This window comes from Sorangium sp. So ce281, assembly GCF_051527395.1.
Taxonomy (GTDB): Bacteria; Myxococcota_A; Polyangia; order Polyangiales; family Polyangiaceae; genus Sorangium; species Sorangium cellulosum_B.
Genome location: NZ_CP150322.1, coordinates 11,001,703 through 11,014,580 on the forward strand (window position 1 = coordinate 11,001,703; position 12,878 = coordinate 11,014,580).

Sequence of the window (12,878 nt, forward strand, 5' to 3'; positions counted from 1 at the left end):
CGGCGTCGCGCAGGATCGGAGCCGAGGCGGATGGTTCACGAGGTGGTGGCGGATCACGCGGAGATGGCGTCGTTCCTCTGGGAGCTCCGCGAGATGGCCGTGAGGTCGCACCACTACACGCTGGCCGATCTCGCGGAGCTCGAGGAGCGCGTCGAGGCCCACCTCGACGGGCTCCGGATCGCGGGGGAGCCCGGCTGGGAGCTGACGCTGGCCGCCCTCTCCACGAAGGATCCGGGCGCGTTCTTCGCGGCGGCCATCGCGGCGGTCGAGGCGCGCGACTACCCGGGTTTCGCGGCCGTGCTCGACGCGACGGAGGAGGCGGACGAGCCCGCCGCCGGCGTCGCGGGCGCCCTCGCGTGGGCGTCGCCGGCCGACGCGTTCGCGATGGTGGCGCCGATGCTGTCGGGGGCGCAGCCGCCGGCGCTGCGCCGCCTGGCGCTGGCCGCGTGCGTCGCGCACCGCCGCGATCCCGGGCAGCTCCTCGGCTACGCGATCTGCGACGGCGACGCGGCGGTCCGCGCGCTGGCCTTCCGCGCGGCCGGCGCGCTGGGCCGCGCCGATCTGGCGGGCGAGCTCCGCGGCGCGTGGGGCTCGGACGACGAGGCCGAGCGCTTCTGGTCGGCGTGGGCCGGCGCGCTGCTCGGGGCGCGCGGCGCGGACGAGGCGCTGTGGAGCGTCGCCGGGCGGAGCGGCGCGTTCGCCGAGGAGGCGGCCGACTGCGCCGCCCGCGTGAGCCCGCCGGGCGAGGCCCGCCGCCGGATCGAGGCGCTGATGCGGTCGCCCGGGCTCGGGCGGGTCTGCCTTGTCGCGGCGGGGGCGCTGGGCGATCCGGCGCTGCTGCCGTGGGTGCTCGACCGGCTGGACGTCGCGCCGCTCGCGCGGCTCGCCGGCGAGGCGCTCTCGCGCATCACCGGCGCGCCGATCGAGGGGGCGCTGCGCGGGGCCCCGGCGCCCGGCTTCGACGCGGGGCCGAGCGACGATCCGCGCGACACGAGCGTGAAGATGGATCCGGACACGCAGCTGTCGTGGCCGCACGGGGCGAACGCGCGGGCGCTCTGGGCGGCGCACCGCGGGCGCCTCGCGTCGGGGGTGCGCCACGTGGACGGCCGCCCGCTGGACGAGGGGGCGCTCGATCGCGTGCTCCGGCTCGGCGGCCAGCGGCGCCGCGCGGGCGCTGCGTTCGAGCGGGCGGCGCGCGCGCCCGGCCGCCCGCTGTTCGACGTGGCCGCGCGGGTCGAGCGGCAGAGGGCCGCGCTCGGGGCGTCGCCGTGAGGGCGCCGCCCGCGCCGCGCGCCCTCGGGCACGCCGCGGCCGCGGTGCGCCCCTTCCGCTCCCGGGGGCGGGTGATGCTCGCGGTGGTCGTCAAGGCGACCTTCCGGCTCGAGCACAAGCGCGCCATGTCGCCGCTCCCGCCCGCGCCGATCGTCGCGGCGGACGTGCGCGCGGCGCGCGCCGCGGCCGACCCGCGCGCGGCCGTCTCGGCGGCCGCGGAGACGGCCCCGTTCCTTCCGCGCGCGGACGTCCTGCTCGGCGGCCACGCCTGGGCCCGCGGGCGGAGCCCGGCGCCGCTCGTCCCCGTCCGCCTGCGCCTCGGCCTCGACGCGGCCGTCCTCCTCGACAAGGCCCTGCACGTCTACGGCGACCGCGGCGGCAACGGCCGCGGCGCCCCGCAGCCGTTCCTCGCCATGCCGCTCGGCTACGAGCGCGCCCTCGGCGGGGCGGCCGACCCCGACAACCCGGCCGGCGTCGATCCGCGCGCCGGCCGCGCGCCCAACATCATCGATCCCCGGCAGCCGACGCGCGCCGCCGGCTTCGGGCCGATCGCGGCGCACTGGCCCGCGCGGCAGCGCCGGCTGGGCAACGCCGATCCGCGCGGCGTGCAGGCCCCGTGGCCCGTGGTCCCGGACGGCTTCGACTGGGCGTACTTCCAGGCGGCGCCGGCCGATCAGCAGACGCCGTACCTCCGGGGGAACGAGTGGATCCTGCTCGAGGGGATGCACCCGGATCTCGACCGCATCGAGGCCTGGTTGCCGGGCCCCGTCGCCGAGGCGCGGGTCGCGTTCGGGGGGGCGGCGCAGCCGCAGGCGTTGCCGCTGGTCGCCGACATGCTCGTGATCGACGCCGATCGCTGGCTTTGCTCGCTCGTGTGGCGCGCCAGCGCGCTGCTGCCGGGCGAGGAGGCCCTCGCCAGCGTCCGGGTCACGGCCAGGGTCGCGCTCCCGGGCGAGGCGGTGCCGTGGGACGTCGCGGCAGCGCCGCCGGTCCGCGCGGAGCGGGCGCGCGCGGCGCAGGCGGCGGCGAGCCCGCCGCGGGCGGGGCGCGCGGCGGAGCATCCGCTGGCGGGGACGGTGGCGCTCGATCCGGAGGAGGCGCCGGCGGCGGCGAGCCCGCAGCGGGCGGGGCGCGGGGCGAAGGACCATCCGCTGTCCGGGACGGTGGCGGTCGATCCGGACGAAGGACAGCCGGGCCCCGCCTTGCCGTTCCGGTCGCCCGCGACCTCCGTGGGAGGACCGCACCTCGCGAGGTCTGGCACGGCGGAGATGCCCGCCCCAGCGGGGACACCGCCCGCGGAGCCGCGGCGCGGCGGCCTGCCCTTCGTGGCGCCGGCGGTGGCGGGCGCAGCTTCCAGGGCGCTGCCGCTCGCGCCCGCCGCCCCGTCTCCCCCGGGCGCCCGCGATGGCGCGGCGGCGTGGGCGCTGCCGTTCGCTCCCGCCGCGGCGTCGCCTGCGGCGCCGGTCCGAGCGCCGGCGGCGTCCGGCGCGCTGCCGTTCGTACCGCCGGCGGCGGCGTCCGGCGCGCTGCCGTTCATATCGCCGGCGGCGGCGTCCGGCGCGCTGCCGTTCGCGCCGGCGCCGCCCGCGCCCGTCCCCGCTGCTCCCCAGGCGCCGTCCGCGCACCCTCCCGCGCCGTCCGCGCCGGAGCGCTCCTCGCCGTGGGTGTCGGGCGCGGCGCCCCACGCCGCCTCGGAGCCGCAATCTCCGTGGGTGTCGGGCGCAGCCGCGGCCTCGGCGCCCGCCGCCTCGCCGCCGCCCGTCGCGCCGTCGTACGCCCTCGCCCGGCCGCGCATCGCGCCGTCGTACGCCCTGGGATCGTCGCCCGCCGCCTCGCCGTGGCCCGCCGCGGCGGCCGCCGCCCCTGCCCGGCGCCCCGTGCGCCCGCGCCGGCAGCGCCTCGCCCCGGACGCGCGCCCCTCGTCGGAGCCGCTCATCCCCCCGCGCAAGCGCCGCCCCGCGAAGGTCGCGGCCGACGGCCTCGGCGCCTCGTTCCTCCGCTCGGTGCCCGACGCCGCGCCCGCGCCCACCTGAACATGGACCTCCGCAACCGAACCCCCTTCGTCGCCGAGCGCATCGTCCACGTCGACGCCGCCGGCGCCGAGGTGCTCGTCGTCCTCGTCAAGGCGACGCTCGCCATCCACGCCGGCGGCCGCCTCGCGCCCGCGGCCGAGCAGGTGCCGCTCCAGCACGCCGACGCCTTCCACGGCGAGCCGGGCCTCTCGAGCGTGCGCTACGAGAGCGACCTCGCGCCGCACAAGGTCGGCACGGACGTCGTGGTCCTCGGCCACGCGTACCCGCCCGGCCGCCGCGACGCCGAGGTCCAGGTCTCCGTGCGCGTCGGCCCGATCCGCGCGACCCTCGCCGTCTTCGGCGACCGCACCTGGGCGCGCCCCGCGTCCCCCGCGCCCTTCGAGCGGATGCCGCTCGTGTACGAGCGCGCGTTCGGCGGGCGGGACGAGTCCGCCGAGTCCGCCGCCGACCACGAGGTCGAGCCGCGCAACCCCGTCGGACGCGGGTTCCGGGCCCGCCGCTCGCTCGTCGACCTCGCGCAGCTCGCCATGCCGAACCTCGAAGATCCCAGGAAGCCGCTCCGCTCGCCGGACGATCGCCCCGAGCCCGTCGGCCTCGGCTTCATCGGGCGCAGCTGGCAGCCGCGCCTGCGCTACGCCGCCACGGCGCCCGACCCCGCGGCGCCGCCTCCCGCCGGGTCGCCGCCTCCCGCCCCGTCGCCGTTCCTGCCTGCCGCCTTCGACCCTCGCTACCACCAGGGCGCGCACCCGCGCCTCGTGGCCACGCCGCACCTGCGCGGCGGCGAGCCGGTCGAGCTCGTGCACCTGAGCCCCCTCGGCCCGCAGCGCTTCTCGCTGCCCCCCGCGGCGCCTCGCGCCGTGGTCCTGATCGACGCCGAGCGCCGCCCGCTCCCGCTGGTCCTCGACACCGTGGTCCTCGAGCCCGACGACCTCCGCGCCGTGCTCGTGTACCGCGGCGCCATGCCCGTCGGTCGCGATCTCTTCCGCGTGCGCCGCATCGAGGTGGAGCCCGCACACGCATGAGCACCGGAGCCGTCATCACCGCCGCCGGCATGGTCACCGCGCTCGGCGACACCGCCGCGTCCACCACGGCCGCGGTCCGCGCCCGCCTCACGCGCTTCCGCGAGTGGCCGAGCTACCCCTGCCTCCCCGCCGACCCGCCCCGCCCGGAGGAGCCCTTCTCGGTGGTCGCGGCGTACACCGATCTCCCCCGCGCGCTCGACCTCCCGGTCCGCTTGCTCGCGCTGGCGCTCCAGGACCTCGCCACCTCCGGCGACCTCGCGCGCGCCGACCTGGAGGAGGCCTCGTTCTTCCTCGCGCGCCCCTCGCCCGGCCCCGCCGCGCACCACCACGAGCTGCGCGACGCCTTCCGGGAGCGGGTCGCCGACGCCGCCGGCATCGACGCCGTGACCCGCGGCCTCCTCGCCCCCGACGGGCACGCGGCCATGCTCCTCGGCCTGGGCCACGCGGCGCGCGCCGTCGAGGCCGACCCCGGCACGCCCTGGATCGTGGCCGGCGCCGACTCCCAGGTCGACGTGGGGCTGCTCGAGGCGCTCGACCGCGCGCGCCGCCTCAAGAGCCGCCGCAACCTCGACGGGTTCATCCCGGGCGAGGCCGCGGCCGCGCTGCTCGTCGAGCACCGCCGCCGCGCCGAGGCCCGCGGCGCCCCCATCCTGGCCGAGATCGAGGGCTCGGGCGCCGGGGAGGAGCCCAACCTCATCGAGAGCGGCGATCCCCCTTCGGGCGAGGCCCTCGCCGCGGCGCTCGCCGCCGCGTGCGCCGCGGGCGGCCCGCCCGCGTGGGTCCTCTGCGATCTCAACGGCGAGAGCTACCGGGCCAAGGAGTGGGGGCTCGCGCGCGTCCGCGCGCCCGCGCTCCTCGGGGGCGTCCGGGCGCTGTGGCACCCCGCCGACGGCTACGGCGACGTCGGCGCCGCGACCGGCGGGTGCCTCGCGGCCGCGTGCGTGCGATCGTTCGAGCGCGGCGCGTCCCCCGAGGCGCGCGCCGCGCTCTTCGCGGGCTCCGGCGACGGGACGCGCGCCGCCGTGTGCCTCGTCTCGGCTGCAGCGAAGAGGGCGTGAAGGAGGAGCGATATGCCTGTCACCGTAGGAGTCAACTCACGCACGGTCGTCCACGCCGCGAGCAATGGAATGACCATCGCTTTTCCGGACGTGTGCCTCACCCCCGCGCCGCCCGCGCCGCCGGTCCCCATCCCCTATCCCAACATCGCCATGTCGTCCGACGCGGCGAGCACCGCGAAGAACGTCAAGGCCGACGGCAACCCCGTCTGCCATCAGGACAGCAACTTCTCGCGCAGCAGCGGCGACGAGGCGGGCACGAACGGGGGCGTCGCCTCCGGCGTGAACATGAACAAGGCCGAGTTCATCAGCTACTCGTTCGACGTCAAGGTCGAGGGGAAGGGCTGCGCCCGCGCGCTCGATCTCATGCTCCACAACAGCAAGAACACCCCGCCCACGCCGCTCGTCCAGCCGCCGCTCATCGTCATCGTCATGGAGGAGCCCCCGCCCGCGCCCGAGAACCCGAAGGATTGGGGCGTCGACAAGATCGAGGTGTTCTGAGGGGGCGGCCGCGGAGCGAGGCTCGACCCGCGCCGCGCCGCGTTGGCTGATGGACCGGACTCCCCGCTGATTCGTCCTGGAGCTCTCGCATGCCGACGATCAAGCAATACGTGAACCTCCCTGCCGCCGTGACCGGCGTGAACGGCCCCGTGCGGCAGCTGCGCGTCACGCCCAACCAGGTGCCCAACGTCGCGCCCGGCGACCGCGTGGACTGGTGGATCGAGCCCGACCCGGGCAACGAGAGCCTCGCCTTCCAGTCGCTGACCGAGCGCACGCGGCTCGCGCACGGCGCGGCCCCCGGGGTGACGGTCGGCGCGGGGCACCACTTCGACAACACGCTCACGTTCACGCACATCGGCGGCGACAAGTACACGGTCAAGGCGTCGCGCGACGGGCAGCGGGCCCAGTTCCTCGCCACCGACGAGTTCCAGACGTGGCGCAAGCTCTATTATACGGTCTGGTACTCCGGCGCGCAGACGCTCGCGACGTACAACAACATCGATCCGCGGTTCGTGGGCGAGTTCGCGCGGCACTTCATCGAGCTGGAGCGCAGGGCGGTCCTCCCGGCGCTCGCGACCGTGGACTCGGCCCGCGTCGAGTTCCAGAGCCTGTCGCAGCAGGCGGTCAGCTCGCCGACCTTCGACTGGCCGTTCATGAACGGCGGCCCGAACGCGCTGCTCAACCTGCGCGTCGGCGGCGCGCCCCCCGGGGGAGGCACGCTGACCGACAAGCCGCTGCACATGGCCTTCCTGCTGGTGCCGAACTGCTATTACACGCAGCTCCAGCGGCACGCGTTCCCCACGGCGAACAACGCGGTCGGGAGCGTCACCACGTTCCGCAACGTGTGGCGCGACCCCTTGAATGGCAACAGCTTCATGTGGACGGCGCAGGCGTCGTGGCCGGCGGCCGGCGCCACCGACGTGCGGTCGTACTTCACCGTCACGCCCGGGTCGCCGAACCGCGTGAACTGGAACCTCACCACGCTGCCGGGCCTCACGGCCCACCTCGCCACGCCGGGCAACACGTACAACCTCACCTTCTCGTTCATCTGGAAGAGCTCGATCAACGGCTACAGCTGGGGCAATTTCTGCGTCGTCGGGTGCACGGGCCCCGGCCGGAGCGAGACGGCGGTCCTCGGCACCTTCGTCCACGAGATGGGGCACGGCATCGGGCAGACCGTCCGGCAGGAGCCGCAGTACAGCGCGACCGGCGTGGCGCTCGCCACGCAGCTCGCCAACCCCCGCTGGTACACCGACCAGTTCGGCGGGCAGGGCCCGCACTGCAACACGAACGCGGGCCTCACGCCGGACCCGTCCACCACGTCGGGCCAGCGGTACGACTGGTGGCCCGCGCTCGGCGGGCGGCTCTGCACCATCTACCACGCCGGCCACAGCAACCGCGACGACGGCGTGTTCTGCCCCGTGTGCGCCCCGCGCATCCGCCGCGTGCGCCTCGATGCACCGGCGCAGACCTCCCGCAACTGGAACCACTTTGGCTGAACCTCGCGGGCCGGGGGCGCGCTGCTCGTTCTGCCCCGCGCCCCGCGCCCCGCGCCGCACCCACGTCGAGAGGACCCCATGGAGATCGAACCCCGGACACCCTTTGGCTTCGCCCCCCACGCGGGCTCGCCCGAGATCGCGGCCGGCAAGGAGGCCATCCGACTCGCGATCTCGCGGGTGTCCTTCGCGGCGGGCACGGTGGAGCTCGACGTCTCGGCCTCGTTCCTGTTCCCGGACGCCGTCGCGAGCCGCTACCGCGACGTCGAGGAGTCGATGGTCCTCGTCGTCCACGACATCGAGCAGGCGGACGGCGGCGCCCTGCTCGCGCGCAACACGTTCATCGAGTTCCCGGCCGGCGAGCGCGACGGCCCGAACCAGCTCGCCGAGCCCGCGCTGCCGATGCCGGGCCGCGGCAGCCTCGCGTCCGAGGGGTACCAGGGCGCCTGGCTCAACGTCACTGTCGCGTTCCCCTGCGCCGTGGCGGTGCCCCGCTACCGGCCGAGCGTCTATGTGTACCTCGTCCTCGAGAACTACGTGTCGAACGTGATAGGCATCGATCTCGTCGACAAGAAGGCCATCGAATTCTGACCGGCGGTGAACCCATGCTCGTCCGATCCGTCTCTTTCGGCCTCACCGCGGAGACGCCCGCGACCTCCGGCGCGGGCGTCGTCCTCGCCGAGCCGGGCCCGCCCACCGTCGAGGGCGGCGCCCTCGTCCACGTCGTCCACGGCAGCTCGCGTGTGCCCGCCGTCGATATCGAGGTCGAGCGCGCCGAGGTGCTCCGCGGCGTCTTTCTCACGCTGATCTACGCCCCCGCGCAGGGCGGCGTCACCGTGCCTCTGCTCGGGCCGAGGCTGGTCTTCCCCGACGACATCGACGACGTGGGCGCGGACCTCGTGGGCAGCTTCCGGTGCGAGATCGTCCTGGCACCCCGGGTCGGGGCGTTCTATCTGCACGCGGCGTATCGCCAGTACGTCTCCAACGTGGTTCGCCTCATGGCCCCGCCCGGTGCCCGATGACGCCTGTTTATTCCGTTATCGTCGTCACGTGGAACAACCTCCAGTACACGGCGCGATGTGTGGACGCCCTCCTGCGCACGCTCCCCTCGGACGCGGAGGTGGTCTTCGTCGACAACGGCTCGGAGGACGGCACCCCCGCTTACCTCACCGACGTCGCGCGCCGGCTCGGGGACGGCGCCAAGACGGTCTTCCTGGACGAGAACCTCGGCCTGGCCGGCGGCGCGAACCGGGGACTCGAGGTCGCGGCCGGGGACTACCTGGTGCTGCTCGACAACGATGTCGTGGTGACCCCGAGGTGGCTGGAGGGGCTGCGGGAGTGCATGGAGGAGGCGCCGCGGGCCGTGCCCGGCGCGCGGCGCGTCGGGCTCGTCGGGCCCGTGACGAACAGCGCGCGCGGCCCGCAGAAGGTGCAGAACCCGCCGCCGTTCCAGCCGGAGGCGCTGAACGAGCTCGCGGCCGAGCACCGCGAGGCGTTCCGCCGGCGGTGGGCGCCGTCGTTCGCCCTCTCGACCTTCTGCCTGATGATGCGCCGCGAGCTCTACGCCGAGATCGGCGGGCTCGACGAGCGGTTCTTCCCGGTGGGCCACGAGGGCGCCGACCTCGCCTTGCGGGCGCAGGAGCGCGGCTTCGAGTGCATGATCGCGAGCGACGTGTACGTGCACCACGAGGGGAGCGCCACGCTGAGCAAGGCGTTCCCCGGCGCGCAGGGCGGCCTCGGGGGCGCGGAGCTCTTCTTCGAGAAGTGGCGCGCCCGCCGGGCCGGGAAGACGCGGCTCGTGGCCGCGTACCGCGTCCGGGACGCGGAGGCGACGCTGCGCGAGAGCCTCGACGCGACGGCGCGGTTCGCCGACGCGATCGTCGTGCTCGACGACGGTTCGACGGACGGGACGGGGGCGATCGCGCGGTCGCACCCCGCCGTGGCCAGGGTCGAGCGGACGGAGCTGCCGCCGGCCGTGGACGAACGGCGCGATCGCGACCGCGCCCTGCAGATGGCGGCGGAGCTCTCCCCGGACTGGATCCTCGCGGTCGACGCCGACGAGGTGTTCGAGATGGACCGCGCGCGCGCCGAGCGGCTCATGCAGCTCGCCGATCCGCACATCAAGGCGCTCGGCTTCCACTGGTACACGTTCTGGGAGCCGACGCGCACGTACTTCCGGGCGGACGGCGCGCTCGGGGCGATGTCGGGGTACCGCATGTACCGGAGCGAGCCGGGCCTGCGCGCCGCTCGCGGGGCCGAAGGCGGCCTGCCCGGCGGCGGCATCCCCGAGATGCCGGACGGGTGCGGGCGCTTCACCGACGTCCGCGTGCGGCGGCTCGGCTACGACACCGAGGCGTCGCGGCAGGCGCGGCTCGCGCTCCACGGGCGGCCGGGCGCGTACACGCCGCCGCGCGCGGGCGCGCCCCCCGAGCTGGCCGATCTCGCGAGCAACACGGTGACGCTGCGCAGGTATGCGCCCGCGTCCGGCGTATCGCTCTGCATCATCGCGAGGAACGAGGCGGAGCGGCTGGAGCGGTTCCTCGCGTTCCTCGAGCCGTTCGTCGACGAGATCTGCATCGTCGACAACGGCAGCGACGACGGGACGGTCGAGATCGCGCGGAGGTTCACCGACCGGGTGCGCGTCCACCGGACGGACCGGCTGGACCTGGCCGAGGTGCGCAACGTGGGCCTGGAGATGGCCACGCGGCCCTGGATCCTGAGCCTCGACCCGGACGAGGAGCTCGCGCACTGGGATCTGCCGCGCGTCGTGCGGCTCATGGATGACCTCGACGTCCATGCCTATTCGTTCGAGATCGCCAATCATCAGAAGGACGGCCCGCCCGTCATGACGATCGCCGTGCGGCTGTTCCGCAACGACGCGAGGATCCGGTACGGGCGCGCCGTGCACGAGACGGTGCAGCCGAGCCTCGACCGGCACCCCGAGCTCGTCGTCCGCCCGGCCGGCGTGGAGATCCAGCATTATGGCTTCCTGAAGGACGACGGCGTCATGGAAGAGAAGCTGTCGCGCTACCTCGAGGCGAACCAGCGCATGCGCGAGGAGGATCCGGCGGATCCGATGCCCTGGTACAACGAGGGGCTCCACCTCCTGAACGACGGCCGCGACGACGAGGCGATCGCCTTTTTGGAGAGGGCCATGGTGCTCGGCCAGCGCTTCCTCTCGCCGCGATCGAGCCTGGCGCAGATCTACCAGCACCGGGCGCTCGCGCTGTGGCAGAGCATGGTCGCCGAGCTCCCGCCGGGTCACCCCGTGCGGCCGACGGCGGAGGAGAGCGCCGCGGCGCTGGGCCGCATCACGCCGGCGCGGATGCTGGTGGGGCAGGCGCGCCGGCGCAGGTTCCAGGGGCCGTCGCATGGCGAGTGAGGGGCGGCGCGCGTTCATCGCGCAGGTCACCGCGGGGGCCGGCCTCGTGGCGCTCGGCGGGTGCGGCGGCGCGCCCGGGCCAGCGGGCGCGCCTGCGGGGGCGAAGGGCGCGCCCGCGGGGGCGAAGGCCACCTCGCCAGCCCGGTCCGCGGCGGCGGCGCCTGTTCTCGAGGCTGCGCTGCGGGGCGCCGTGCTCGCGCTCCGCTATCGGTATCCGAGCTCCATGGGCGAGCGGCTCGCCGCCGCACCGTGGGCGGCCACGCTCGTGGTCGCCATCCACCCCGCGTCGGCGTCGCCCATCTGCCGGAGCCTCGCGAGCGGCGCGCTCCGCACGGAGGCTCCCGTGCTGGATCAGGGGATGTTCCGCGCCGTGGCCGAGGTCGATCTGGCGGCGTTCTTCGGCCTGAAGGCGCCGTTCGTGCGCTACGTGCACGCGTCGTTTCTTCACCTCCGGTCCGACGTGCTGCGCGTCGCGGCCGGGTGAGCCGAGCCTACGGCGCGAGGTGAGCCGACCCTGACCTCGGTCTCGGCTTTTGTAGGCGGATCCGTGGATCGTACTTTCTCTGTACGTTATGTCAACTGCCGGTCGTTGGCGGGAAATTCTTGACAGGTCGGAATGGCATCGCGCGTGCGCTATCCTCTCGAAAGCACGCTCCTCCCGACCACGACCCACCCGTCCCCGCCTCGCGGAATGTTGATCATCGCGACACGTTCATTCGAAACGCCCAAGGGCGGGTGGCCCGTGTTTCGCCATTTCTTATGATCGCTGGTGAATATCCTCACCGCAGGGAATTTCGCGGCGCGAGAGCGGCCCGTTGTCGCGCCTCTCCAAAGGCGAGTAATCTCCTTCCGAGATAGCGAACACGATATGAGCACGTATGAACTTCTCCAATGGTTGGGGCTCGGGGCGGGCGCCCTCGTCCTGGTCGCGATCGTGGCGAGCGCGATCAAGCTCTCGCGTGCGACGGACGCGGTCTGGCCGAACTGCGCGACGAGGTACGGGCTGACCTTCGATCAGCAGAACGAGGGCAGCGCGCTCACGTCACAGCGCAGCGTCAAGTCGCTCACCGGCGCCGTGCAGAACGTGCCGCTCCGCGTCCTCTCCACCTGGAGCATGGTGGGCAATACCAGGACCACCTCCACGGCCTTCTACGCGCGCTCGTTGTATCCGGCGCCGCATCGCTTCTCGCTCCAGATCACGCGCGGCGCAGGTGGCCCGCAGTACCACCTGGTGCCGACGGGCGACCCGAACTTCGATCGCATGATTTCGCTCAGGAGCGACTCGCCCGCCCTCTCGCGTGCGCTCATGAGCTCGGCGGTGAAGGCAGCGCTGCTCAAGCTGCCCATGAATCAGGTCGGGCTCTCTTACGACAACGGCGAGCTCTGTCTCTCCTACGGCGGTCAGCCGCTGAAGCCCGCCGAGCTCGAAGCCCCCATTGACGCCCTGGTCGCCCTGGGTCACTCGAGGCTCGCATGATGACCTCACCCGCAGGTCCGCGGCAGGCGTACCTCAGAGATCTCGGAGCGGCCCACGGCTTCACGCTCGAAGAGCTCGAAATGAACCGGCAAGGGCGCCTTCATCCGGCGCAGGCCAAGCGCGGCAAGAGCTCCGGCATCGGTAGCGGGGTGTTCTTGCTCCTGCTCGGGTTACTCGTCGCCGCCGGGGGTATCGGAGGTGCGCTCTACCTCCACGACGATTACTCGAAGCCGATTTCCGACACCGACATGAACGGGCTCTACGCGCTCGGCGGGGGCGGCCTCGTGCTGGGCGGGCTGCTCGGTATCGGCGCGCTGTTGACGTTCTGGAAGGTCAGCGCGAGGCGCAAGGCGTACGCCCAGAGCCCCGCGCTGGTCGCCCAGGGGCCGCTCCAAAAGGTGCACATCGACGGCCGCGGCGGCATGCCGAGCCAATGGCGCTACGCGATCGGCGGAGTCGCTTTCGTCGTCTCGCAGAAAGCGTGGGAGCTCACGACGCACGGCGCCCACTACCGCGTTTATCACCTGGCGGGCGATCTTCTGAGCATCGAGCCGCTGTGAGAGCTCGTTGCGCCTCGCGACGGTGAGGCGCGCCTGTTGCTCCGTACACGATAACGCGCCGCGTCATCAACAATCCGAGG

General features: G+C 74.3%; 12 protein-coding genes. All 12 read left to right on the forward strand.

Annotated features, from left to right (window positions below):
- Nucleotides 1–30: 30 nt before the first annotated feature.
- The 12 genes from WMF27_RS42215 (at nt 31) to WMF27_RS42270 (ending at nt 12,798) form a co-directional block, all read left to right on the forward strand.
- Nucleotides 31–1,272: a TIGR02270 family protein gene (locus WMF27_RS42215; RefSeq protein ID WP_437763242.1), complete on the forward strand. Its 1,242-nt coding sequence runs from the start codon at nt 31–33 to the stop codon at nt 1,270–1,272.
- A complete protein-coding gene (locus tag WMF27_RS42220) occupies nt 1,269–3,305 on the forward strand; it encodes a DUF2169 domain-containing protein (RefSeq protein ID WP_437763241.1) in 2,037 nt (678 codons plus the stop codon). Before WMF27_RS42215 ends, WMF27_RS42220 begins: the two co-directional genes overlap by 4 nt.
- Before the next feature lie 2 nt (nt 3,306–3,307).
- Nucleotides 3,308–4,327 (forward strand): DUF2169 family type VI secretion system accessory protein, encoded by a 1,020-nt coding sequence (locus WMF27_RS42225; protein WP_437763240.1) that lies wholly within the window; start codon nt 3,308–3,310, stop codon nt 4,325–4,327.
- Nucleotides 4,324–5,385 carry a hypothetical protein gene (locus tag WMF27_RS42230; protein WP_437763239.1) on the forward strand — a complete coding sequence of 354 codons (1,062 nt, stop codon included), beginning with the start codon at nt 4,324–4,326 and terminating at the stop codon, nt 5,383–5,385. The genes WMF27_RS42225 and WMF27_RS42230 overlap by 4 nt, the downstream gene beginning before the upstream one ends.
- 12 nt (nt 5,386–5,397) lie before the next feature.
- A complete protein-coding gene (locus WMF27_RS42235) occupies nt 5,398–5,883 on the forward strand; it encodes a DUF4150 domain-containing protein (RefSeq protein ID WP_437763238.1) in 486 nt (161 codons plus the stop codon).
- Nucleotides 5,884–5,972: 89 nt separating this feature from the next.
- Nucleotides 5,973–7,382, forward strand: coding sequence for a hypothetical protein (locus tag WMF27_RS42240; RefSeq protein ID WP_437943503.1), 1,410 nt, complete (start codon nt 5,973–5,975; stop codon nt 7,380–7,382).
- A gap of 78 nt (nt 7,383–7,460) precedes the next feature.
- Nucleotides 7,461–7,970, forward strand: a complete 510-nt coding sequence (locus tag WMF27_RS42245; protein WP_437742615.1) for a hypothetical protein — start codon at nt 7,461–7,463, stop codon at nt 7,968–7,970.
- A 14-nt stretch (nt 7,971–7,984) separates the two neighbouring features.
- The gene (locus WMF27_RS42250) at nt 7,985–8,401 is read left to right on the forward strand and encodes a hypothetical protein (RefSeq protein ID WP_437763236.1); all 417 of its coding nucleotides are present in this window, start codon (nt 7,985–7,987) and stop codon (nt 8,399–8,401) included.
- Nucleotides 8,398–10,761, forward strand: a complete 2,364-nt coding sequence (locus WMF27_RS42255; RefSeq protein WP_437763235.1) for a glycosyltransferase — start codon at nt 8,398–8,400, stop codon at nt 10,759–10,761. The genes WMF27_RS42250 and WMF27_RS42255 overlap by 4 nt, the downstream gene beginning before the upstream one ends.
- Nucleotides 10,751–11,245 (forward strand): hypothetical protein, encoded by a 495-nt coding sequence (locus WMF27_RS42260; protein ID WP_437763234.1) that lies wholly within the window; start codon nt 10,751–10,753, stop codon nt 11,243–11,245. The genes WMF27_RS42255 and WMF27_RS42260 overlap by 11 nt, the downstream gene beginning before the upstream one ends.
- 384 nt (nt 11,246–11,629) lie before the next feature.
- On the forward strand, nt 11,630–12,238 hold the full coding sequence (locus tag WMF27_RS42265; RefSeq protein WP_437763233.1) for a hypothetical protein: 609 nt from the start codon (nt 11,630–11,632) through the stop codon (nt 12,236–12,238).
- Nucleotides 12,235–12,798: a hypothetical protein gene (locus WMF27_RS42270; protein WP_437763232.1), complete on the forward strand. Its 564-nt coding sequence runs from the start codon at nt 12,235–12,237 to the stop codon at nt 12,796–12,798. The genes WMF27_RS42265 and WMF27_RS42270 overlap by 4 nt, the downstream gene beginning before the upstream one ends.
- Nucleotides 12,799–12,878 lie beyond the last annotated feature (80 nt).

Excerpts from the sequence above, each read along its gene's own strand:
- WMF27_RS42215 (WP_437763242.1), top strand. The coding sequence starts at position 31 with ATGGTTCACGAGGTGGTGGCGGATCACGCGGAGATGGCGTCGTTCCTC.
- WMF27_RS42225 (WP_437763240.1), top strand. The coding sequence starts at position 3,308 with ATGGACCTCCGCAACCGAACCCCCTTCGTCGCCGAGCGCATCGTCCAC.
- WMF27_RS42230 (WP_437763239.1), top strand. The coding sequence starts at position 4,324 with ATGAGCACCGGAGCCGTCATCACCGCCGCCGGCATGGTCACCGCGCTC.
- WMF27_RS42235 (WP_437763238.1), top strand. The coding sequence starts at position 5,398 with ATGCCTGTCACCGTAGGAGTCAACTCACGCACGGTCGTCCACGCCGCG.
- WMF27_RS42240 (WP_437943503.1), top strand. The coding sequence starts at position 5,973 with ATGCCGACGATCAAGCAATACGTGAACCTCCCTGCCGCCGTGACCGGC.
- WMF27_RS42245 (WP_437742615.1), top strand. The coding sequence starts at position 7,461 with ATGGAGATCGAACCCCGGACACCCTTTGGCTTCGCCCCCCACGCGGGC.
- WMF27_RS42250 (WP_437763236.1), top strand. The coding sequence starts at position 7,985 with ATGCTCGTCCGATCCGTCTCTTTCGGCCTCACCGCGGAGACGCCCGCG.
- WMF27_RS42255 (WP_437763235.1), top strand. The coding sequence starts at position 8,398 with ATGACGCCTGTTTATTCCGTTATCGTCGTCACGTGGAACAACCTCCAG.
- WMF27_RS42260 (WP_437763234.1), top strand. The coding sequence starts at position 10,751 with ATGGCGAGTGAGGGGCGGCGCGCGTTCATCGCGCAGGTCACCGCGGGG.
- WMF27_RS42265 (WP_437763233.1), top strand. The coding sequence starts at position 11,630 with ATGAGCACGTATGAACTTCTCCAATGGTTGGGGCTCGGGGCGGGCGCC.
- WMF27_RS42270 (WP_437763232.1), top strand. The coding sequence starts at position 12,235 with ATGATGACCTCACCCGCAGGTCCGCGGCAGGCGTACCTCAGAGATCTC.